Annotated in this window: 22 protein-coding genes and 2 pseudogenes; 14 read left to right on the top strand and 10 right to left on the bottom strand. The window is 46.4% G+C overall.

Annotated elements, in window-relative coordinates; all coding sequences use genetic code 11:
• Positions 1-243: 243 nt before the first annotated feature.
• Positions 244-597: pseudogene (locus I8U17_RS00865) on the bottom strand (manganese catalase family protein); the annotation flags it as partial.
• Positions 598-607: 10 nt separating this feature from the next.
• The gene (locus I8U17_RS00860; RefSeq protein WP_198055209.1) at positions 608-2134 is read right to left on the bottom strand and encodes a recombinase family protein; all 1527 of its coding nucleotides are present in this window, start codon (positions 2132-2134) and stop codon (positions 608-610) included.
• A gap of 79 nt (positions 2135-2213) precedes the next feature.
• Between I8U17_RS00860 and I8U17_RS00855 the strand changes: the two genes are divergently transcribed.
• Positions 2214-2372 carry a hypothetical protein gene (locus I8U17_RS00855; protein WP_160173847.1) on the top strand — a complete coding sequence of 53 codons (159 nt, stop codon included), beginning with the start codon at positions 2214-2216 and terminating at the stop codon, positions 2370-2372.
• A gap of 48 nt (positions 2373-2420) precedes the next feature.
• On the opposite strand, the gene I8U17_RS00850 is transcribed toward I8U17_RS00855, so the two are convergent.
• A complete protein-coding gene (locus I8U17_RS00850) occupies positions 2421-2972 on the bottom strand; it encodes an NAD(P)H-dependent oxidoreductase (RefSeq protein WP_033101002.1) in 552 nt (183 codons plus the stop codon).
• Between the two features lie 58 nt (positions 2973-3030).
• Positions 3031-3453: a MarR family winged helix-turn-helix transcriptional regulator gene (locus tag I8U17_RS00845; protein WP_198058907.1), complete on the bottom strand. Its 423-nt coding sequence runs from the start codon at positions 3451-3453 to the stop codon at positions 3031-3033.
• Between the two features lie 210 nt (positions 3454-3663).
• Between I8U17_RS00845 and I8U17_RS00840 the strand changes: the two genes are divergently transcribed.
• From I8U17_RS00840 to I8U17_RS00820, 5 genes are all read left to right on the top strand, one after another.
• Positions 3664-4164 (top strand): hypothetical protein, encoded by a 501-nt coding sequence (locus tag I8U17_RS00840; protein ID WP_033101004.1) that lies wholly within the window; start codon positions 3664-3666, stop codon positions 4162-4164.
• Between the two features lie 144 nt (positions 4165-4308).
• Entirely contained in the window at positions 4309-5961 is a 1653-nt protein-coding gene (locus I8U17_RS00835) for a cellulase family glycosylhydrolase (RefSeq protein WP_033101005.1), read from the top strand.
• A gap of 228 nt (positions 5962-6189) precedes the next feature.
• Complete coding sequence (locus I8U17_RS00830; RefSeq protein WP_033101006.1) at positions 6190-7446, top strand: family 16 glycosylhydrolase; 1257 nt, start codon at positions 6190-6192, stop codon at positions 7444-7446.
• A 269-nt stretch (positions 7447-7715) separates the two neighbouring features.
• Entirely contained in the window at positions 7716-8846 is a 1131-nt protein-coding gene (locus tag I8U17_RS00825; RefSeq protein ID WP_198058906.1) for an NADH-dependent flavin oxidoreductase, read from the top strand.
• A gap of 368 nt (positions 8847-9214) precedes the next feature.
• Positions 9215-10282: a glycoside hydrolase family 64 protein gene (locus I8U17_RS00820; protein ID WP_198058905.1), complete on the top strand. Its 1068-nt coding sequence runs from the start codon at positions 9215-9217 to the stop codon at positions 10280-10282.
• 289 nt (positions 10283-10571) lie between these two features.
• On the opposite strand, the gene I8U17_RS00815 is transcribed toward I8U17_RS00820, so the two are convergent.
• The gene (locus I8U17_RS00815; protein WP_052154183.1) at positions 10572-10958 is read right to left on the bottom strand and encodes a helix-turn-helix domain-containing protein; all 387 of its coding nucleotides are present in this window, start codon (positions 10956-10958) and stop codon (positions 10572-10574) included.
• Positions 10959-11183: 225 nt separating this feature from the next.
• Between I8U17_RS00815 and I8U17_RS00810 the strand changes: the two genes are divergently transcribed.
• Together I8U17_RS00810 and aspA are read left to right on the top strand one after the other, a co-directional pair.
• Entirely contained in the window at positions 11184-12191 is a 1008-nt protein-coding gene (locus tag I8U17_RS00810; RefSeq protein WP_198055211.1) for an asparaginase, read from the top strand.
• Between the two features lie 7 nt (positions 12192-12198).
• A complete protein-coding gene (aspA, locus tag I8U17_RS00805; RefSeq protein WP_198058904.1) occupies positions 12199-13626 on the top strand; it encodes an aspartate ammonia-lyase in 1428 nt (475 codons plus the stop codon).
• Positions 13627-13888: 262 nt separating this feature from the next.
• Here aspA and I8U17_RS00800 read toward each other — a convergent pair whose 3' ends face one another.
• The gene (locus I8U17_RS00800; protein ID WP_198055213.1) at positions 13889-14560 is read right to left on the bottom strand and encodes an N-acetylmuramoyl-L-alanine amidase family protein; all 672 of its coding nucleotides are present in this window, start codon (positions 14558-14560) and stop codon (positions 13889-13891) included.
• Positions 14561-14893: 333 nt separating this feature from the next.
• Here I8U17_RS00800 and I8U17_RS00795 point away from each other — a divergent pair, with 333 nt between their 5' ends.
• Together I8U17_RS00795 and bluB are read left to right on the top strand one after the other, a co-directional pair.
• Positions 14894-15268 (top strand): carboxymuconolactone decarboxylase family protein, encoded by a 375-nt coding sequence (locus tag I8U17_RS00795; protein WP_033101010.1) that lies wholly within the window; start codon positions 14894-14896, stop codon positions 15266-15268.
• Positions 15269-15578: 310 nt separating this feature from the next.
• Positions 15579-16253 carry a 5,6-dimethylbenzimidazole synthase gene (bluB, locus tag I8U17_RS00790; protein WP_033101011.1) on the top strand — a complete coding sequence of 225 codons (675 nt, stop codon included), beginning with the start codon at positions 15579-15581 and terminating at the stop codon, positions 16251-16253.
• Between the two features lie 93 nt (positions 16254-16346).
• Here bluB and cotJC read toward each other — a convergent pair.
• From cotJC to I8U17_RS00775, 3 genes and pseudogenes are all read right to left on the bottom strand, one after another.
• A pseudogene (gene cotJC / locus I8U17_RS00785) lies at positions 16347-16577 on the bottom strand (spore coat protein CotJC); the annotation flags it as partial.
• A gap of 14 nt (positions 16578-16591) precedes the next feature.
• On the bottom strand, positions 16592-16846 hold the full coding sequence (locus tag I8U17_RS00780) for a spore coat protein CotJB (protein ID WP_033101012.1): 255 nt from the start codon (positions 16844-16846) through the stop codon (positions 16592-16594).
• The gene (locus I8U17_RS00775; protein ID WP_198058903.1) at positions 16843-17097 is read right to left on the bottom strand and encodes a spore coat associated protein CotJA; all 255 of its coding nucleotides are present in this window, start codon (positions 17095-17097) and stop codon (positions 16843-16845) included. The genes I8U17_RS00780 and I8U17_RS00775 overlap by 4 nt, the downstream gene beginning before the upstream one ends.
• Before the next feature lie 249 nt (positions 17098-17346).
• On the opposite strand from I8U17_RS00775, the gene I8U17_RS00770 reads away from it, so the two are divergent.
• The 4 genes from I8U17_RS00770 (at position 17347) to I8U17_RS00755 (ending at position 20282) form a co-directional block, all read left to right on the top strand.
• Positions 17347-17562 (top strand): alpha/beta-type small acid-soluble spore protein, encoded by a 216-nt coding sequence (locus I8U17_RS00770; RefSeq protein ID WP_033101013.1) that lies wholly within the window; start codon positions 17347-17349, stop codon positions 17560-17562.
• Positions 17563-17713: 151 nt separating this feature from the next.
• Complete coding sequence (locus I8U17_RS00765; protein ID WP_198058902.1) at positions 17714-19276, top strand: acetate--CoA ligase; 1563 nt, start codon at positions 17714-17716, stop codon at positions 19274-19276.
• A 60-nt stretch (positions 19277-19336) separates the two neighbouring features.
• Entirely contained in the window at positions 19337-19846 is a 510-nt protein-coding gene (locus I8U17_RS00760; protein WP_198058901.1) for a hypothetical protein, read from the top strand.
• A 124-nt stretch (positions 19847-19970) separates the two neighbouring features.
• Entirely contained in the window at positions 19971-20282 is a 312-nt protein-coding gene (locus tag I8U17_RS00755; RefSeq protein WP_033101016.1) for a hypothetical protein, read from the top strand.
• A gap of 3 nt (positions 20283-20285) precedes the next feature.
• Here the strand turns inward: I8U17_RS00755 and I8U17_RS00750 are convergent, their stop codons facing one another.
• Positions 20286-20735, bottom strand: a complete 450-nt coding sequence (locus I8U17_RS00750) for a hypothetical protein (protein WP_033101017.1) — start codon at positions 20733-20735, stop codon at positions 20286-20288.
• Positions 20736-20788: the final 53 nt, after the last annotated feature.

The raw sequence follows: 20788 nt of genomic DNA, 5'->3' as shown, positions 1-20788 counted from the left end.
TTTTTATTATAGGATGAATGGAAGGGCAAATCAAGGGAATGCCGTAACTTGTTTATTTACTGAATATTATGATATCATGACTGCTAATACTGACCTGTGATGAATGAAAGCAATCGCCTTTAATGTCAGTTGGCCAAAAATGAATTGGCGGACCGGATGATTTTGCACGATGAAATCAGAACACAACAAATCCCCATCCACATAACGGATGGGGATTTCTTTTGAACCTGTGTGCACAGGAACCTAAAAAAACTTTTTCTGCCCCTGATACTCCTTAATCAGCTCTACTGCTTCGCGAAAACGTTGCGAGTGAACCACTTCGCGTTCCCGTAAAAACTTGAGAGCGTCGTTGATATCCGGATCATCCGAGATGTCGATCAACCACTGATAAGTGGCCCGCGCCTTTTCCTCGGCCGCAATATCTTCGTACAAATCGGCGATCGGATCGCCTTTGGCCTGGATATAGGTGGCTGTCCAAGGGGTGCCGGCCGCATTGTGGTAAAAAAGCGAATAGCCGTGATCGACAAAATGCTCTCCCAATCCCGCCTCCCGCAATTGCTCGGGCGTTGCATCTTTCGTGAGTTTATTGACGTATGTACGATGGGTACTACAGTTTGGGATAAACGATCAGTGTAAATTCATCGTTTTTTTGATGCTTCTCCTTGTGATACAGGCAATGATCGACGACGCTTTTCAGCAAGATGTTTTTTTCTTTCGGGTCATCCACATGATGATACGTATCCAGGAGATGAGTGATTTTTGGAATAACGTTTTGTTTTGCATTTTCCCTTTTCTTTTCCATTTCCAATTTCATTTTGTTTTCCCGGATTTTTTCGCGGATTTCTTTCAATCGCTTAGCAATGCTGTTTGACCGCTCGATGTATGTCTGCACATCATATACGCCTTGTTCCAATAAGTCATGCAAGTTGCTTTTTTGCGTTTCCAGTTTTCTTTGCTGCAGTGACAGGTTTTGAATCGCCAGTTCATAAGCCGTCGTTTCGTGGTTTGCAGATTCCTCGTTCAGGTTCAATTCGATCTTGTACGCCTTTAACCAGTCATACAATGCCTCCAACAGGCGGGATTCAACATAATCGAGCCGGCTGCTTTTGTTATTGCAACCGCCTCCTCTTTTCTTATTGTCGCAGATGAGATGAGCCACCTTATAACGCGAATACTTCAACAGCATCGTACCGCCGCATTGATCGCAAATTACAAGACCGGCCAAAGGATTTTTAAATGAATAATGATAGGGTGAATTTCTTCTTTTGGTCCGGATTTCCTGGGCTTTGTTAAAAGTTTCGATAGAAACGATCGGTTCATGTTTTCCTTCCACATCGATCCATTCGGTATATGGTCGTTTCCGGTATTTGCGACCGCTCTGATCCGGTGTTTTTCTTCTCTCCATTTTTCTCCATTGAATTCTCCCAATGTAAACTGAATTTCGAATGATATTGAGAACACCGTTTGAGTTCCACTTTGTCTTGTTGTAAGAAGGAATGCCCATCTCATTCAGTCGTTTGGCAATATTTACGGTTCCCAGCCTATCTTCGGTATACCAATTAAAAATTTGCCTGACAATGGGGGCTTGCTCCGAATCTGGTATAAGGTAGCGTCCGGAGTGATCCTCTTTGATTTGATATCCATACGGCGGCCGGGTACCCACATAGTTTCCGTCCTGAACAGAGCGGATCCGGCCATTCTGAAGCCGGCGGGTAATGATTTTCAATTCCTTGCGGGCCATGAATGCTTCGAATTCACTGTATTCTTCATCAAATTCATCCTGAAGATCGTATATTTTCCGGGGGGTGATGATTTTTGTCCCGGACTTTTGGAAGGTTTCCAAGATAATCCCTTGCTCACGCATGTTGCCGCGCCCCAACCGGTCCATGTCCATGACGAGAACGGCATCGTAGCAGCCGCTTTCCACTTCTCTGAGAAGTTCCATCATTTCGGGCCGATGGATCAAGCTTTCTCCGGATACGATTTCCTGCCGGATCTTCACGATGTTCAGGCTTTTTTGCTCGGCGATCTGGAGCAGCGTTTTTTTATGCTTCGCCAGTGTTTCCCCTTCTCCGCGGGCTTCGGCTTCCAAGTCGGCGCGACTCTTGCGAAGATACATGCAAACCCGATCCATACGATTCCCTCCCTTTCTGTTCTAATTTATATGGCTGTCCCTTTGCCATTCTTGCATACCATTTACCGAGGTGATCCATGTGAGGGAGAGGGAAACGGGCTTTGACAGAACTTACCGGATCGGGAATACGACCATTCATATTGTTGCCGCAAAGCAAACGGAGGAAGAAAAGGATCGGCGGTTGAGTGAAATCATTGAGATTATTGAGATGATTTGGTTGAAAAGAGCCCTCTGGTGAGGGCTCGATTGGTAAGCTTAATTTCCGGGTTTTCCTTCAGTATTTTTATTAGTTGCGAAGGCGAGCCTTTGGGTTTAATTCGACATTGGTAATATGCTGTACATAGCGGATTGCGCTTTGGGCAATTTCTTCGTCAGTGATTCTGTTTGCGTCATATTGGACAAAGGAAGGCAGGAAGGTCATGCCTACAAAATTGGCAGATGCCTGGAACGGTCTGGTCAGTTCACTCATTGAAAATGCATTGGAACCTCCGGCTTGATAAGCATGTTCAGGTGCACCGGCGGAAATGGCCAATACCCATTCTTTACCGTTCAATTTGGTTCCGCCGGGGCCGTAAGCCCAGCCATAGGCAAGCACTTCATCAAACCACTGTTTTAAGAGCGGGGGACTGCTGTACCAATACAACGGAAACTGGAACACGATACGATCGTGGGCGAGGAGTAATTGCTGTTCAAATTCCACATCAATGGGTTGATTGCGGTATTTTTCATAGAGATCGTGAACGGTTATGCCCGGTTCATTCAAAACCGCTTCTTTCCATCTTTTATTGATTCGCGAGGATTCGATGTTCGGGTGAACAACGATCACCAGCGTTTTCATCTATGTCTCCTCCTTCTATCTTTTATTGTTTGTACAAACAAATATGTGATTAAAAATCTTACTCGGTTAATTTGCGCATTGCCTCCACAATTTGACTGCTCAGCAGATCGCCTGTTTCTTTTTCGAGAACTTCTGAATATCTTTTATGCAGCTCATCCCAGCATTCTTGAATTTTGCTTTGAAATTGCACCCCGGCTTCGGTAGGGTACAGTTTCGACAGTTTCCCTCCCGTTTTTCTCTCGACCAGGCCTTTTAAAATCAATTTATCGACAAAGCGCGTGACGGTCGAAGGAGAGACATGTAATATTTTTCCCAGATCAGTTGAGGTAATACCGGGTTGTTCAATCACCACAAGGACGATAAAAGCGTATGTCGGGGACAAGCCGATCGGAGCAAAAGTTTCCTCCGCCATCTTTCTGATCTCGCGAGCCAGGCTTTGAGTCGTAAAGTAGAGACATCTATTTAAAAGGTTCTCGATCATGTACCATCACTTCCTGCATATTTGTTTGCGCAAACAAATAATATGATAAAGCACGACCGATGTCAATGGTCAAATACCATTTATTAATTTGATTCGTAATTAATCACAGAATTTAACATTTATAATTTTTATAATTTTATATTGACTGAAATAATAATAATTGATAATATTCTAATATCCTGTTGTCTAGACAAATAAAAGGAGGGGGCATTGCGTTGCGTTAAACGAATTCTGTTGGCGGCAATGGCGCTGACCGTTCTTCCCGCCGGTTTTCTGTACAGCCAAAAACTGAAAGCGGAGAAGTCAGTGAACCCTTGTGCAACGGACGGGTTGTGTTCCTTGAAAGAGGCTTACCAAATTGCCCGGAAAAAGGCAAGAGCATGGGATCGTCATGCGGAGCTCCTCGTCATGTCCAGCGTGGATGACGGCGAGAAGCAAAAAGCCGGGTCTGAAGGTAGAAGGAAAAATTGGAATTTCATCTTTGCAGATCTATCCTCTGAACAAACGTTTGCCATCACAATGCACGACGGCCTTATCACAAAAGAAATACCTTCCACGGAAAAGACGGATCAAGCGTTTTTAATTCCCACCCAACTCATTCAGCTCGATTCAACCGATGTCATTGTAAAAGTGAAGCGCCATTTCCATGTCAAACCAGGACAGAACCGGGCGAGGGGATCTCGCTTCCCAAAAATCCCAATATTGGGTTGACATCTTTTTCGACTATGAGAACAATCCCCAAGCGGTTCCAAATGCGATTCAGTTTGGTGATCAAAAAGTAAGCTATACCGTCACATGGTAAAGATTGACGATGGGAAAGAGCATCAGCCCAGCTTATACAAGGGAGGGAGAAAAATGTTGAAAAAAACACTATTGGGCATTCTTTGCCTGGCGATATTGATTGGGACGTTTATGGGAGTGCCTTTAATCCCGAAGGCTAACGCGGCAATTGATTCCGATGACTTTCTGAAAGCCAGCGGGAAAGTAATCCGGAATCACTCCGGTACCGGTGACATAGTCAACTTGCGGGGGACGAACCTTGGAGGTTGGCTGTTGCGGGAAGACTGGATGTCGCCAGCAGGAGCGGTTGACGAGTACACCTTGCGGCGCAAACTGATTAGCCGTTTCGGAGAGGCGGATACGCAAGAGCTGCTGAACGCATACCACGACACCTGGATTCAGGCGAGCGACCTTGACAATATCAAGAATTTGGGCATGAATGTGGTTCGCGTACCGATGTATTGGGAAGATTTCATGAATACGGACGGTACGATGAAACCGGACAGCATCACATTCAGAAAATTGGACTGGCTTGTTTCTGAAGCCGGAAGCCGCGGAATTTATGTCATCCTGGACCTTCATGGTACACCCGGCGCCGATTGTCCGTGGCAATCCTGCGGTCGCGAAAATTACAATCAATTGTGGAAGAACGCCACCTTCCAGGATTGGACCGTTCAAATTTGGCAGCGACTGGCTGCGCATTATAAAGGAAATCCGACTGTAGCTGCTTACGACTTGTTGAATGAACCGCTGGTCACGATGGGGGAGGGAGAAAACTCCAGCCAGATCCAGCAAAAGATGCAGTTCTATAATCGGCTCTATCAAGCAGTTCGTGCGGTCGACCCGGACCACATTCTCATTATTGCGGCTTTCTTCGATTGGTATGCGGCTTATCCGCCGTCCACCTATGGATGGACCAACGTCGTTTACGAGACACATCATTATAACTTTACAAATTATGATGACTGGAATTTGACCAATTCTGAAATAGAGAGATGGCTGACCGATCTGGCCAATTACCAAGCCAAATGGAACATACCTTTATATGCCGGTGAATTTTCATTCGGTCAAAACGATTTGTATGAAAAATGGCTTTCCAGGTTAAATGCCCTCAATGCATCTTGGACCAACTGGAGTTATAAAGTGAAGGGCGGCGGAAACTGGGGTTATTATATCAACAACAACAACCCGTCTCCCAATTTGGATACTGACAGCAAAAGCACCATCATCGAAAAATGGAAAAAATTCAGCACAGACAATTTCACTCCCAACACAACGCTCCAAAATATCGTTAAAAAATACACAACCGCACCTCCCGTTCCGGAAACCGTGTACAGTATCAAAGCGGTTGCCAACGGCAAATATGTGAGTGCCGATAATTACGGGAACAATCCGCTTATTGCCAATCGCGATGCCGTAAAGGAATGGGAAGAATTCAAAATCATCAACAATCCGGACGGAACCGTTTCCCTCCTGTCGATGGCCAACCATAAATATGTGAAAGCGGATTTGAATCAGCAGGGAAAACTGATCGCATCAGCAGATATCGTTCAACAGTGGGAGAAATTCAAATTGGAGCCTCTGGGTGACAATACCTATGCCCTGAGGGCTTTGGCGAACAATATGTATGTATGTGCTGATCTGAACCAGTCTTCGCCGGAGTTGATCGCCAATCGCAGTTCGGTTGGTGGCGCTTGGGAGTCTTTCACCATAACGGTGGCTCCGTAAGGCTTTGATGATCCGTTTGTCAGAGACGTTTTACGGGTGGCAGCGCGTATGCCCGCGGAAAGTTGATCAGATGCGATTGTTTGAATATTTATGCGATTCAACCTGAAATTGCAATCTTCAAAGAAGGCTTCTCCACTTGGGAATGCGTCTGTTTGACATCCAAGTCGCTTTTCGGAATACCCTGTTTCTTGTTTTCTGATTTTTTCCGGCATAAAAGGAGGTATACGCATGTTCTTGAAGAAGGCATTCTCTGCAGGAATATGTTTCCTGTCCCTGGTAACCACCTTGTCATGCGGGTTTATGACAACTTCACCCAAGCAGACGGAAGCGGCCGGCTCATGGGTGCAAGTCTGGGGAGATGAATTTAACGGCAACAGCGTTGATAGTTCCAAGTGGAATTTTGAAATCGGCCCCGGACCCAATAACGAACTCCAACTCTATACCCCGAATAACGTTCATTTTGAAAGTGATCCTAACAACAGCGGAAACAAATATTTGGTTATTGAAGCCAAACGGGAAAACCAGGTATACAATGGTCGGACCTTTAACTATACTTCCTCAAGACTGAACACTTCAGGCAAATTTGATTTCAAATACGGCAAAATCGAAATGAGAGCGCAACTTCCGAAGGGGCAGGGAATGTGGCCGGCCTTTTGGATGCTGGGCAGCAATTACAGTCAGGCAGGCTGGCCCGATTGCGGGGAATTGGACATTATGGAATACGTGGGAAAAACCCCATCCACGGTTTATGGAACCCTGCATGGACCCAATTACTTCGGGTCGACGGGAATCGGCGCCTATCATGACACGTCCGACACGATCAGCACCCAGTTCCATACGTATACGGTGGAATGGGAACCAAATGTGATCAGATGGTATGTGGATGGCCAATTGTATCAGGTAAGGACGCCGCAAGATCTCGATGGACGCAAGTGGGTCTTTGACCATAATTTCTTTATCATCCTGAATTTGGCCGTGGGCGGGGATTGGCCTGGTTCCCCGGATAACACCACCATCTTCCCGCAAGATTACAAAATTGATTATGTCCGGGTTTATCAGCGCCAAAACAATGATTATGAGCCAGCTCCCGCGAAAAACTTCATTGCTTTGAAAGCGGCTGCCAACGGAAAGTTCGTGACAGTGGACAAGTTTGTCGGTGACCACAAGCTCCGCGCCAACCGCGATAGTGCCAGCGTGTGGGAAATGTTTGAAGTCAAAGATCTGGGGAATGGCAAAGTGGCGCTGTTGTCCTCGACCGATTACAAATACGTTTCCGTCAAGCCGGATGGCTCCGTCTACGCCGATAAAGAAACGGTCGGACCATGGGAAACTTTCCAGGTGGAAACCCAGGCAAACGGAAAAAAGGCACTTAAAAATATTGGAAATAACGAGTATCTGAGTGCGGATCTGAATCTGGATTCGGTACTGGTGGCAAACCGTCCGACGGCCAGTACATGGGAGCAATTTGACTTCGTGCAAAAATAGGCCAATCCTTTGCCGGTTTTCTCAATTCCCTGTGGGGAAGTTCCCTGCTTCCCCGCGGGGAGGATGACACCATTAAGCAGAGGGGACGAGTGCTTTTCAGCTGCGACCTTTGCGGCGAAGAAGCGGGAGAAAAGAGAAGCATCAAATACATTGGGACCCCTGCTTTGGATCTTTGTCAACAGGCTGCGGGTTCAATGTTCGGTACATTGAACCCTTTATTGTTTGCTCAGGGGATGTACTCCGTTACTCGTGAAAGGAAGGTTTAACAGTTGATAAAAAAATACGAGCCGATTTTCAAACCCTTTACTTTTCCCTCCGGAATTACCATTCGCAATCGCATTCTGATGGCTCCGTTGACAACTGCTTCGGCATTTGAAAACGGAATGGTTACACAGGACGAGCTTGCGTTTTATGAAAAACGTTCAGGCGGTGCGGGCGCGCTCATTACTGCCTGTGCTTATGTCGAAAAAATAGGAAAAGCCGTTGCCGGAGGTTTCAGTGCGGATTCTGACAAAATGATTCCCAGCCTGAGAAAAGTGGCCAAATCCATTCAAGGTAAAGGTTCCAAAGCGATCTTGCAAATTTTTCATGGCGGGAGCATGGTTTCACCTCAGACGATTGGAGGAGAAACGCCGGTAAGTGCCAGTGCTGTTCGGGCAGCAAGGGATTGGACCGTTACCCCCAGAGAAATGACGGAACAAGAAATTGACAATGTCATCAAAGCTTTCGGGGAAGCAACACGTCGGGCGATTGAAGCGGGTTTTGACGGGGTTGAAATTCATGGAGCCAATATGTACCTTATACAACAATTCTTTTCTCCGTATTCAAACCGACGGACAGATCAATGGGGAGGGACGCTGGAAAAAAGAATGCGATTTCCGCTAGCCGTCGTGAAATCCGTTTTAAACACGGTAAAAAAACATGCGAAAAATCCATTTCTTGTCGGGTATCGCATTTCACCGGAGGAAGCGGAAGAGCCGGGGATTACAATTGAAGATACCTTTCAATTGCTTGATAAATTGGCAGAGGAAAATCTCGATTATATTCACCTCTCGATCGGAGAACTGTGGAAAGGTTCAATCCGCAACAAAGAAGAAACTGAACCTTTGCTTCTTCGTATCCATGAGCGCATTGGTGACAAGATCCCGTTGATCGGCGTGGGGTCTGTCTGGCATCCGGATGAGGTCCTGCAAGCATTGGAAAAAGGGATTCCATTGGTAGCGCTGGGCCGTGCACTGATTGTCGAACCTGAATGGGTTCAAAAAGTGCAAAAAGGGAGAGTCAATGCAATTCGTAAAAGCTTGTCCGCTCAAGATAAAGAAAAATTGGTCATTCCCGATCCCATGTGGGAAGGTTTTTCAGCAATTCCGGGATGGCTTCCCATCAGGAAAGATCAATAAGGCCGGATGATCGTGAATTTTCAATAAAATGTGCCGGATGTCCTGTACATAAACAAATGACGCTTTAAATGCCTTAATGATTTCCTGAACATTTTTTTGATGTGCGGGAAGGAAACAAGCTGTCTGTAGGGTCAGGACAGCTTGTTTAAGCTCTTCATGAATGCACAAAGACTGAATTGGGGTTAAATTCATAAATTAATTATTGAAATAAATAAAATTATATGAAATAATATTATTAATTAATTTAATTTTCCAACCTGAAAGGGGGTGTGGAAGTTCGTTTTTTTCTAATAACATTATGGATTTGAGAGTTTCCCGGCCGTCCTCGTTATGCATCTTAAATCCATGTCCGACAGGAGGTCTTGCGAATGGTAAAAAAAATCGTTGCTTTGTGTGCGATCATCACTTCACTGGTAATATTCCCGTCCATACCGCAGTCCACCGCGGCTGTCTCCAATTCCATCTACTCGATTCCCGCCTCGTCCATCCCGTTCCCGACCGGAAACGGGGTGCTGTCCGTCAAGGTCATGAATGGAACGAACGGAGCTTATGCCGATGGCCAAATCTATTGGGGGGTTCTGGGCATTGATCCATCCACCGGCCGTTGGAGTTACTTGGATTTAAACGGCAACCTGCAACCTATTTCCACTGCCTTGAATGATGCTCCCGGTCACTTGACGAAAAATGGGAACAATTATGCGAACATTTACCATAAAATCAGTGACGCAGAATGGATAAATCTTCCCAAAATCACCTCCGGGAGAATGTTCTTGTGTGTTGGCTCCCCCTGCTACATCAAAACATATGACAACGGATTTGCCGGTCCCGATATCAACAATCCAACTGATCCCAACCGTGATGTTTATTTTGATTTTGTCGAATTTACCGTCAATGATTCGGGATATCATGGAAACACAACGCGGGTGGATGGATTCGGCTTCCCCATTCAGCATCGCCTTGTGAACAAATCCGGCTCATATGACCGGACAGTGGGCGAATTGGAAACGGAAACCCGTTCAGGATTGTTCGAAAAATTTGTCAATGAAGTTCCTTCTGAATTCAAGTCGCTCGCTACGGTGCAATCTCCTTACCGGATCGTGGCCCCCATTCACGGCTCCTTTGCAGCGGGCGGGCCCAATGCCAATTACTTTGCCGGCTATTCCAACTTACCCACACAAGATATTTTACGGTGCGACGGAGCTGCTTCCGATGCGCAAACCTGTGCTGCCATCAACCGCCATGTCTACACGGAAAGCGACTGGAACAATGTCAGCCGCTATTATCAGGCAGCTCCGGCCAACTACTACGCCAAATTTTGGCATGATCACAGCATTGATCATCTCGCCTACGGCTTTGCCTACGACGATGTGAACGGACAAGCTTCCTATCTTGAAGTAAATGATCCCAAAGGCTTGATTATCCGCGTAGGTTGGTGATGCCCCCTTCAGGGGGGTCACCGGGTTTTTCCGGTAAAACCGCTCTTGGATTTCCGTTATAAACACGAAATGACTTGAGACTCCTTTTTGGGCTCAAGTCATTTTTTTATTTCCAGAGAACATACGCGGGAAGGGTTCCTGTACCGCCGCTTCTTGAACAGGGCGGATGCAGCTGCGTTGCATCGGAATTTTTTGAAAGGATCATTGACGGACAAAAGCGAACGATTTAGATTTTTGCGAGCAGTAAAACCCTTGCTTAGCGGTGGAGATGCGTCTTTGACAGAGGGATTTACCAATTTTTTTGCGTTTGCGCATCAGGAGTCTGCAAGCCTTCGATTTCCCGCTTTGATCTGATAAAGGCAATTAACTGGTTTATTTCCCCGTCCGAAAGGGGTTTGCCGTCTACTGTCAGTTTGATTTCGGATAATTGGGTGAGTTCGAGTTCCTGTATGTTTTCTTTCTCGGGATGAAAAGTTTCTGTATCTACACGGCCGAGCAGATAGTCGACCGAGGTTTCAAACAGATCAGCCATTAATTTGATCGCTTCCAATGAGGGACGGCGATATCCTGATTCGTATCCGGCATAGGTGCTTTTGGCGATTCCCAGCTGGTCGGCCGTATATTGCAGTGACCACTTTTTTCGCTTTCTCAATTCTATCACTCTGTTTAAAATCATGGCCTTCCCCCTTATATCGAACCTCATTATAATTTTCTTCTTTTGTTAAGATACCACAAAAGTACGCGAAATGAATAAAGTTTTGTTGATTTTCCCGGATACTCTCCCTATAATTACTCTTGGAGTTCGCGTTTAGCGTACATTATAGACTGCGATTCAAAAGTTTATCTTTGCCTGTTTTAAGGATGGAGCCTGAACGCTGTCTTTTAGATCGGGGTGGAGGATATGAAAAAACTGCTGTTGCTGGCCACCGGTGGAACCATCGCCTCCCTGAAAGGGGAAGAAGGGCTGGCTCCCGGAATGAAAGCTGAAGAACTTTTGGGATTCTTGCCGAAAGAACACCCGGATTACCATATTGAAAGCAAACTTTTGATGAATATTGACAGTACCAACATGCAACCTGAGTTCTGGGTGAAAATAGCAGAGGCCGTCGCTGATCATTACGATCACTACGACGGATTTGTCATCACCCATGGAACGGATACAATGGCCTATACATCTGCAGCCCTTTCCTATATGTTGCAAAACGCGGCAAAACCGATTGTGGTCACCGGCTCCCAGGTTCCGATCAGTTTTAATCGAACCGATGCCAAGAAAAATATTGCCGATGCGATCCGGTTCGCCTGTGAAGATATCGGGGGAATCTTTGTTGTTTTTGACGGCAGGGTTATCCAGGGAACCAGGGCGGTTAAATTGAGAACCAAGAGTTATGATGCTTTTGAGAGCATTAATCATCCTTATATCGCTTATATAAACGGATCAAAAGTGACTTATAACAATCCTGTTCGTCCGCCAAGGCACGGTAAACTTCAGTTTAATCCTTCACTGTGTCCGGATGTGTTTTTGATGAAATTGGTTCCTGGTGCGAAACCGGAGCTCTTTGATTATCTGAAGCATTTATACAAGGGTGTTATTATTGAGAGTTTCGGAAGCGGGGGAATCCCCTTTCAGGGCAGAAACCTTCTTCCGAAATTGCAGGAGCTGATCGCTTCAGGGGTTGCGGTTGTGATCACCACTCAATGTCTGGAAGAAGGGGAAGATTTGACCCTGTATGAAGTCGGCAGAAAAGCGGCTCAAAATAAAATTATTCTTTCCGGAGATATGAATACCGAGGCCATTGTTCCGAAAATGATGTGGGTTCTTGGTCAGACAAATGATTTGCAAGAGGTGAAGCGGATGATGGAATCGCCGATTGCAAATGACATAACCCTTAAATACGAAGAAGAGAGTTGATAGGCGGATGAGTGATCAAGAGCTTTATCGAACGGAAAAAGATTTTCTCGGAGAAAAGAAAATTCCCGCCGATGTCTACTATGGCATTCAGACATTGCGGGCAAAAGAAAACTTTCCGATCACCGGATATCACCTGCACCACTCCTTGATTTGCGCCATTGCGATGGTAAAAAAAGCTGCCGCCCTCGCCAATATGGAAATCGGCCGGCTCAATCCGCGCTTGGGAAAAGTCATTCTCACCGCGGCTCAAGAAATTATCGACGGGAAGTGGCATGATCAATTTGTGGTTGATCCGATTCAGGGGGGAGCCGGAACCTCCATCAACATGAATGCCAATGAAGTGATTGCCAATCGGGGACTCGAACTTTTGGGCGAGCAAAAGGGGAATTATTTTATATTAAGCCCGAACACGCATGTAAATATGTCCCAATCCACCAACGATGCATTTGCCACTGCCATTCGGATTGCAACACTGAGTCTCCTGGAAAAACTGCTTGATACAATGGAATCTATGCATGGTGTGTTGAAATCCAAGGCAAAAGAATTTGACCATGTCATAAAAATGGGGCGAACCCATCTGCAAGATGCCGTTCCCATCCGTCTGGGTCAAGAATTTGAAGCGTACAGCCGGATGCTGGAGCGTGACATCAAGCGAATTAAACAGTCACGACAACATTTATATGAGGTGAATATGGGGGCGACTGCGGTCGGTACAGGATTAAATGCCGATCCCCGCTATATCGGGAGTGTAGTGAAACATCTCTCTGAAATCAGCGGGTTCCCATTGGTAAGTGCTGAACATCTTGTGGATGCCACGCAGAATACGGATGCCTATACGGAAGTTTCTGCGGCATTGAAAGTATGTATGATGAACATGTCCAAAATCGCGAATGATTTACGGTTGATGGCTTCCGGACCTCGTGCGGGATTTTCCGAGATCAGGTTGCCGGCCCGTCAGCCCGGTTCATCCATCATGCCCGGCAAAGTAAATCCGGTGATGGCTGAAGTCATCAATCAGGTGGCATTTCAGGTCATTGGCAACGACCATACCATTTGTCTGGCTTCTGAAGCCGGTCAGCTTGAATTGAACGTCATGGAACCTGTTCTCGTATTTAACTTGCTTCAATCCATCACGATTATGAATAATGCTTTCCGTGTTTTCACTGATTACTGCCTGGCGGGAATTGAAGCGAATGAGGAAAAGCTAAGGGAATATGTGGAAAGCAGCGTCGGTGTGATTACCGCAGTCAATCCCCATATAGGCTATGAAGTTGCCGCAAGAATTGCACGGGAGGCCATCCTTACCGGCCAATCCGTTCGTGAATTATGCTTGAAATATGATGTCTTAACTGAAGAAGAATTGGATCTGATCCTGGACCCCTATGAGATGACGCATCCCGGAATCGCCGGAGCTTCCTTGCTTGACAAAGAGTAGGGGATTTGATTCTTTCCGCTTGTGGGAAATACGCCCATCGCTTGCTGACAAAGTCTGTTTGCTTCACAGGCCGGCAAGCGTGCCATCTGCGGCTGGGATCCTGCGCAACCGAACAGTGTTTGCTTCTGTTTCGCGATGTTGGTGATCTTCCGGATCCGGCCCCCGGTTTTGCCTTCGTCATGAAATCAAGAAGAATTGCAGAAAGCCACCCGGATGAGAATGATTCCGGGCGGCTTTTTTTGATTGCCACCAACACCGGTTTTTACAGCTTTTTCAACTGGATCTCTTGTGCATGTTTGCGAACTGCTTCCAATACGGCATCAACGATCTTGGATTCATAGGCTGTATCATAAACAGCTTGGCCATCCACGGTAATCCGGTACATCGCGGGTTTTTTTCTCAATTGAAATACTGAAGCGACACCCTCAACAATGGCATTTGCTAAACCATCCAAAAATGAGGAGTCCCGGAGCAATTCGTTTTCTCTTTGATTGGATATAAATAAGTTTTCAAGCAGGATGGCGGGCATCGATGTTTCTCTCAATACAGCAAAATTGGCCTGTTTTTTGCCTCGATCATGAATTTGATATTGGGTCAGATACTGCATGATATGTTTATGGATCTCGTCTTGGTAACGCACTGTTGAACTGGAGGCGTTCGGATGAATATAAGATTCAAAGCCATTGGCTGATGGACTGGCTGAGTTATTGTGGATCGAGATAAACAGATCACAATTGCGTTTATTGGCAAAATCCGCTCGTTCGTTCAATTCTATGAAACGGTCATCCCACCTGGTTAAAGATACCGTTACATCCTGATACTTTCCGAAATGGTCATTGATTTTTTTTGATAGTTCCAAAACGACGTCTTTTTCATTTAAACCAAAGCCTGTGGCCCCGCTATCCTTACCGCCGTGGCCGGGATCAATCACCACATATGCGCCCATCCGCTCTACCTCCCGCAAAATTTAATTAAGATTCTTTGTTTTACCAATCTGCCATAAAAAAATTGAAAAAATTTGGTTTATTCTTTCTTACTTTTATTATACCCCAACAAACGGGGACTGGATTGCGCGAATGTACAACGCTGTTCCTGGTAATTTCATAATTGTTTTATAACAAAAGGCAGGTTTTTTGGCATTTGCACAGTTCGTTTTCCATGCCGAAAAAGAATAATGGTCCGGTACTGTCCTGACCAATTCAAAGGATAAAAAGAGGGTTAATTTCTCACATTAAATAAGGATACCAAAGCGAAGGAAGTGAAGATCATGAATGCCCAATCAACATTTCAACATGATTCGGTTCAACAGCATTTAATCCATTATAAGGAAGGGCTTGGCAAATTCGCGGAAAAGATGCCGCATCTTGTACGGGCTTACAATGAATTTACGTCGCATTGTTTTCAGGAGGGGGAAATTCCCCTGAAATACAAGCATCTTATCGCATTGGCCATCAGTCTCCATGCTCAGGATGAGTACTGCATGGTTTACCATTCCAAAGGGTGCATTGATCAAGGATGCACGGAAAAGGAAATATTGGAAGCAGTTGGCGTGGCGGCTGCCATCGGTGGAGGGGCAGTGATGAGCCAAGGAGTCACCCTTTTGCAAAAATGCCTCAATGAGTTCAATCAAGGAGTGCATTAAGCGGCTGGGGAGAAAGCACTGCTTTTGCCGCCATCCTGTCCAATAAGGAGAACGTATAAGGGATACAAGCTAAAAAGCCCGGGATGGTTCGATTTATCGCAAAGTTTTCCGGGCTTTCCACTTATGGTGCGAGCTTTGCGCCTTTTTTGAATCTATCTAATGTTCGTTGTAAAATTGGCAACAGGTGATGGATTGGACATGTCCGGAATGCAGGTGTTCATGAAAACCGAGACATTAATGCCGCTTAATGTATTCTGCAAGAAAGCCGGGTTTGTCGGTCATTACCAGTTTTGGATGGGGAGGCGTTTTCTTGAGCGATACTTTTTCCAAAGCGGAGCAGGAAGTTGTTTATCGGGTGATTCGTGCCCGGCGGGATATTCGCCACTTTTCGGGCCGCCCGGTTCCGGAAAGGGTGCTCCTGCGGATTTTGCAAGCAGCCCATCATGCCCCCTCCGTCGGGTTTATGCAACCGTGGAATTTTATCCTGGTTCATTCAAAAGAGATTCGCGAACAGATTAAGAGTTCATTTGAAGAGATGAACGCTGATCAGCTTAAACAGATTTCCGAAACAGATCGAAAAGAATTGTACAGCCGTTTGAAGCTGGAAGGAATCATGGAGGCGCCTGTCAATCTGGCCGTCACTTGTGACCGAAACCGGGATGCCCCGTTTGTTTTGGGGCGGGGGCCCATGCCGGAAACCGATTTGTTCAGCACCTGTTTGGCAATTCAAAACATGTGGCTGGCTGCGAGGGTGGAAGGCGTCGGCGTTGGCTGGGTCAGCATTCTCAACCGTGAGAGAGTCGAAGAAATTTTAGGGCTTCCTCCGGGAATCAGGCTGGTGGCCTATCTGTGCATCGGATATCCGGTGGAATTTCGTGAAAAGCCGATGCTGGAAGAATTGGGTTGGAAGTCGCGGATGGATTTGAAGTCATTGATCTATGAAAATCAGTGGGGGCAGGAATTGAAATCGTTCCATCTGGATTGAGGCGATCAGAATGACATGTCGGATGTCTGTGCATTTTTTCCCCGTGTGCGGAAAAACAAGCGTTTTCAAAGGTATCCATAATGCATACGTTCATTTATAAACCATGGTGGCGATCATTTCCAAATGAGCAAACTCTTCTGTGCCGATGTCGGTCAACAGCCCTTTCACCTTGTCAGGCAGGGTATAGCGTTGGTTCAAGTAACGAAGGGCGGCTGAGAGTTCTCCGTCTGCCCCTCCGTACTGTTCAATGAGGTACTTGGCCAGTTGGGGATTGCATTTGCTAACGCGAACCGGATATTGCAGCTTTTTTTCGTAGATCCACACAAAAATCAGCCTCCTTAGATTTCCCAGGGCCAGGGACCTTCATTCCAGCCGTTGGGATACTGATTCATGCTTTGGCCGAAGTTGCGCAGAGGTCCGTAGTGTTCTTCATATGTACGTGCTATTTTTTTCCGTTCGTTCACGTACCAGTTGAATTGCTGCAATGCTTCCAGATCGCTGGGATGCGTATCGAGATAAAGATTCAGTTCCACCAGAACAAAATCGATCTCCTGTAACTGCCGCAGCAGTTCACGCTGGTGTTTTTGGTTCATGAATCATCACCTTTTTGCCATTTTGGTTTATGGTAGGGGCTGTACAGAATCGGCCATAGGGTTCCGTGGATGAGTGCTTCACTTGGAGGGAATTGGGGAAGGCAGGGTGGTTGGAAACCTAAAAACAGATTTGGAGGTACGACATACCTTTTTTTACGTATCGGGATACAAGGGTCATCGGGACTGACATAGGGGCACCACACTCGTTCCTGATGAATAAAAGGATTTGGAATGCGCCTGAATTTGCTCATTCCGACCCACCTTTCTGGCGATATGAAAAGTTTCTTACAAAAATATATGATTTACATTGCATTTTATTCGTAATGGTTGTATTTCAATTGACCCATTGCCTTCGATTTCTTTTTTTGCAAAGCGTTTGCGGAGCACCTTCAAATGATGGCCTTCTGGTGCAATTCCTCCATCTTATCCAATTTTTCCTACGTATTGATTGAAGCAAAAAACGCATGATAAGAACAACAAAGCCAAGGAGGTGAAAACACATGGCACAACAATCTCGCAGCCGTAGTTCCAACCAATTGCTGGTCGCTGGTGCTGCTCAAGCTCTTGATCAAATGAAATTTGAGATTGCTCAAGAGTTTGGTGTTCAACTTGGTCCTGATACCACTTCCCGCGCCAACGGTTCTGTCGGGGGAGAAATCACCAAACGCCTCGTTTCGATGGCTGAGCAACAACTTGGCGGAGGCTTCGTTGGTTAATCTCAATTGAATAAGCTGGTTTCTGAATGCGGTGGCCGGCCCGGTCACCGCAATTATTTTGCTGCAAGAAGGGATTTTTGGTTTTTTAATAGAATAATTTTGATTGTTCGATGTCATGATCACAGATTTTTATTACTCGGGAGGGGTAAGGATGACAGAATTTTATAACATTGCAAATGATATTGACCGGCATGCTGACAAAGACCGGGTGGCCATTCGCTGGATGAATGAAAATGGGGACAAGCGAATCGTTACATATCAGGAATTGAAAGAAAAGTCAGATGAATTGGCATCTGCATTTATAAAGGAAGGATTGGTCAAAGGCGACCGGGTTCATATTTTGTTGCCGAGGGTACCCGAAGCGTATATCGCCTATCTCGCTTGTCTCAAAGCAGGTTTGGTGATTTTGCCCGGATCCGAAATGCTCAGGGCCGGTGATATTGCGTATCGGATGAAGCATGCTGAAGTGAAAGCGGTCATCGCCGATGAAAGCTTGACGGAGAGAGTTGATGAAGCTGCGTCAGATACTGGTTTGTCCTTTAAGCGGTATGTGCGCGGGCAGGCGCATAAAGATTGGATTTCCTTAAGCGGTTTGCAAGGCGATTCCGAAATCCGGCTGCCGCAGACGCGCCCGGATGATATCGCTTTCATTTCCTATACTTCCGGCACGACAGGGGGACCAAAAGGAGTGATTCACCACCATAGCTGGGCGATCGCCCACCAGCAGACAGCGACCGGATCCTGGCTTGATCTTCACCAAGGGGATATTGTTTGGGCCACTGCCGGGCCGGGCTGGGCCAAGTGGATTTGGAGCCCGTTCGTCTCGACGCTGGGGGCGGGGGCGACCTCTTTTGTGTATCAAGGAGCGTTTCATCCGGAAAAATATCTCCGGTTATTGCAGGATCAAAAGGTGAATGTACTCTGCTGCACGCCGACAGAATATCGCATGATGGCGAAAACGGAAAAGCTGGAAAGGTTTGATCTCTCGCATCTGCGGGTTGCCGTCAGCGCAGGGGAACCTTTAAACCGGGAAGTGATTGACACATTTGAAAAAGTTTTCGGTATACGGGTGCGTGATGGATACGGGCAGACGGAAAATACATTGCTCATCGCGACATTGAAAGATATTCCCCCGAAACTGGGATCGATGGGAAAACCGACTCCGGGAAACCGCGTGTCAATCATCAATGATCAGGGCGAGGAAGTAAAGGCGGGAGAAGTGGGGCATATCGCCGTGCATCGTTCTTCCCCGGCGTTGTTTAAAGGGTATTACCGGGATCCCGAGCGCACAGAAGCGGCATTCATCGGGGATTGGTATATCACCGGCGACCGGGCGCGAAAAGATGAGGAAGGTTATTTCTGGTTTGAAGGAAGGGCCGATGATATTATTATCAGCAGCGGCTACACGATTGGGCCGTTTGAAGTGGAAGATGCGCTGGTCAAACATCCGGCCGTGAAAGAGTGCGCCGTCGTTGCCAGCCCTGATCCCGTGCGCGGCTCCATTGTAAAAGCGTTTGTCATTCTGAAGGAAAATGTGGAACCGGGGGAAGAATTGGTCAAAACCTTGCAGAACCATGTAAAAACGGTGACCGCTCCTTATAAATACCCGCGGGAAATCGAATTTGTCGACTCGCTGCCCAAAACGACAAGCGGAAAAATCCGCAGGGTGGAGTTGCGGGAACTGGAGAAACAGAGAAAGAATGCCGGGGCTTGATGGGAAATCTGAAAGTTCGATATAATAAGTGGGACTTGGACTTTAAAAGGAGAAAAAGACATGAAAGTGTTTACACACGGCAGCAATATCAACTTTGCCTGTTCGGCCCGGGAGATGACCGGAAGTGAACTGGAACGCCTGATTCACGAGTACCAACAGGAGTACCGTGAGCTGCTGTTTGGAAAAATTGATTTGGAACAAAGCGAAATTTATGTATACGGCACTTTGGAGGAAGCGGTGATCAATGAGGATGGAGACCGCTGCCGTTTCCGTTACCGCTCCGAACAGGGAGAAGGGATGGAGGAACATCCTTTTGATCAGCTGCTGTTAAGCCAGGAAGCCCACTTCGACATCATCGATGAGAAAAAGGGACGCACAGGTTACCGCGTGCTTTATGTCACCTTTTTGGAAGGCGGTGAGGACAGGGAAACAAGTTATTTTTTCGCTGATGCCAACGGGGTCAGCCAGCCTCTTGCCTGCGTGGCCGAATTTTGGCAGCAGGTGATTGACATCGGACGGGATGTCGATTTTACGATGACCGGCTGTTCAAGAGAATGCGGGTGTGAATAAAAAAAGGGTAGAAGCCGACAGGGTTTCTGCCCTTTTTTTATTTGCATGGGTGAATAACGTGTGAATGTTGCTGCGCATTTCATACTACTAAGATAAACGTGCGCTGGGATGGGAGGGAAGCAAGTTGGCTACACGTCCTTCAAAAAAAGAGTTTGCCGATTGGATCAATACCTTGACGGGTTCCGAAGTCATGACCGAAAAGAAACTGGATCAAATTTTGTTTAATGCAAAAAAGAGCGTGCAGAAACAGGGGATGAATGGTCTGTTTGAGTATATGCGCCAGTTGCTGGGTTTACCGATCTCGGATGAATTCATGCAGCATATTCTTGAACGTCTCAGTTCGCCGGACGGAGCATCTGCATTATTTCAGGAATTTCAATTAAATGTTCCGGCAGAGATCCGGAAGGCCACCAAGAAAAACAACAAGAAAAAATAATTTTTACCACTTCTTCTTTCCTTTTTGTTTCATCACTTCTCTGACAATTTCCCTCATCGCCGGGGAATTGAAAATATCGTAGAGACTGTCCCCCGTCAGGTTTTGCCCGCTTTCCATCTTGTTGTCATTACTGTTTTGCCCTTGTTTAGCCGGAGTTTTCGTAACGTTGTTTTTGTTTGAACCGGCGTTTCCTCCCTGAGAATTGGTGCTTTTTTGCGTCTGTGTCCGATTCAGATTCGCCAAAGATTGGATCATCTTCATGAAGGCACCTTTGTCACTTAGCGCCGTGTTTAAAGAATGGAGTGCATGCAAGATCTCTTCCACGTTCATTGTCGTTTTGGAAAGGTTGCCCACCCATTTGTGGATTTGCGTCCAATAATCGGCGGGATCATCGCCAGCGATCAGATTGAGGAGCTCTTCAGGCAACGGGGGGATTTCCTTCTTTTTATCCATCTCATGCCACCTCCCTTTCCGCCTGTTAAAAAATATATTCACTTTTTGGGCAA

It is taken from the genome of Thermoactinomyces sp. CICC 10521 (assembly GCF_016055135.1).
GTDB lineage: Bacteria > Bacillota > Bacilli > Thermoactinomycetales > Thermoactinomycetaceae > Thermoactinomyces_A > Thermoactinomyces_A daqus.
The sequence above is the reverse complement of the archived record's forward strand: the minus strand, read 5'-3'. Positions and strand labels throughout refer to the sequence as shown.

What these genes read in the sequence shown, in the direction of transcription:
- I8U17_RS00750 (WP_033101017.1), bottom strand. Translation starts at nt 20,735, where the DNA reads ATGGATAAAAAGAAGGAAATCCCCCCGTTGCCTGAAGAGCTCCTCAAT.
- I8U17_RS00760 (WP_198058901.1), top strand. Translation starts at nt 19,337, where the DNA reads ATGAAAGTGTTTACACACGGCAGCAATATCAACTTTGCCTGTTCGGCC.
- I8U17_RS00830 (WP_033101006.1), top strand. Translation starts at nt 6,190, where the DNA reads ATGTTCTTGAAGAAGGCATTCTCTGCAGGAATATGTTTCCTGTCCCTG.
- I8U17_RS00810 (WP_198055211.1), top strand. Translation starts at nt 11,184, where the DNA reads ATGAAAAAACTGCTGTTGCTGGCCACCGGTGGAACCATCGCCTCCCTG.
- I8U17_RS00795 (WP_033101010.1), top strand. Translation starts at nt 14,894, where the DNA reads ATGAATGCCCAATCAACATTTCAACATGATTCGGTTCAACAGCATTTA.
- I8U17_RS00775 (WP_198058903.1), bottom strand. Translation starts at nt 17,097, where the DNA reads ATGAGCAAATTCAGGCGCATTCCAAATCCTTTTATTCATCAGGAACGA.
- I8U17_RS00835 (WP_033101005.1), top strand. Translation starts at nt 4,309, where the DNA reads ATGTTGAAAAAAACACTATTGGGCATTCTTTGCCTGGCGATATTGATT.
- I8U17_RS00820 (WP_198058905.1), top strand. Translation starts at nt 9,215, where the DNA reads ATGGTAAAAAAAATCGTTGCTTTGTGTGCGATCATCACTTCACTGGTA.
- I8U17_RS00765 (WP_198058902.1), top strand. Translation starts at nt 17,714, where the DNA reads ATGACAGAATTTTATAACATTGCAAATGATATTGACCGGCATGCTGAC.
- I8U17_RS00850 (WP_033101002.1), bottom strand. Translation starts at nt 2,972, where the DNA reads ATGAAAACGCTGGTGATCGTTGTTCACCCGAACATCGAATCCTCGCGA.
- aspA (WP_198058904.1), top strand. Translation starts at nt 12,199, where the DNA reads ATGAGTGATCAAGAGCTTTATCGAACGGAAAAAGATTTTCTCGGAGAA.
- I8U17_RS00770 (WP_033101013.1), top strand. Translation starts at nt 17,347, where the DNA reads ATGGCACAACAATCTCGCAGCCGTAGTTCCAACCAATTGCTGGTCGCT.
- I8U17_RS00845 (WP_198058907.1), bottom strand. Translation starts at nt 3,453, where the DNA reads ATGATCGAGAACCTTTTAAATAGATGTCTCTACTTTACGACTCAAAGC.
- I8U17_RS00780 (WP_033101012.1), bottom strand. Translation starts at nt 16,846, where the DNA reads ATGAACCAAAAACACCAGCGTGAACTGCTGCGGCAGTTACAGGAGATC.
- I8U17_RS00860 (WP_198055209.1), bottom strand. Translation starts at nt 2,134, where the DNA reads ATGGATCGGGTTTGCATGTATCTTCGCAAGAGTCGCGCCGACTTGGAA.
- I8U17_RS00815 (WP_052154183.1), bottom strand. Translation starts at nt 10,958, where the DNA reads ATGATTTTAAACAGAGTGATAGAATTGAGAAAGCGAAAAAAGTGGTCA.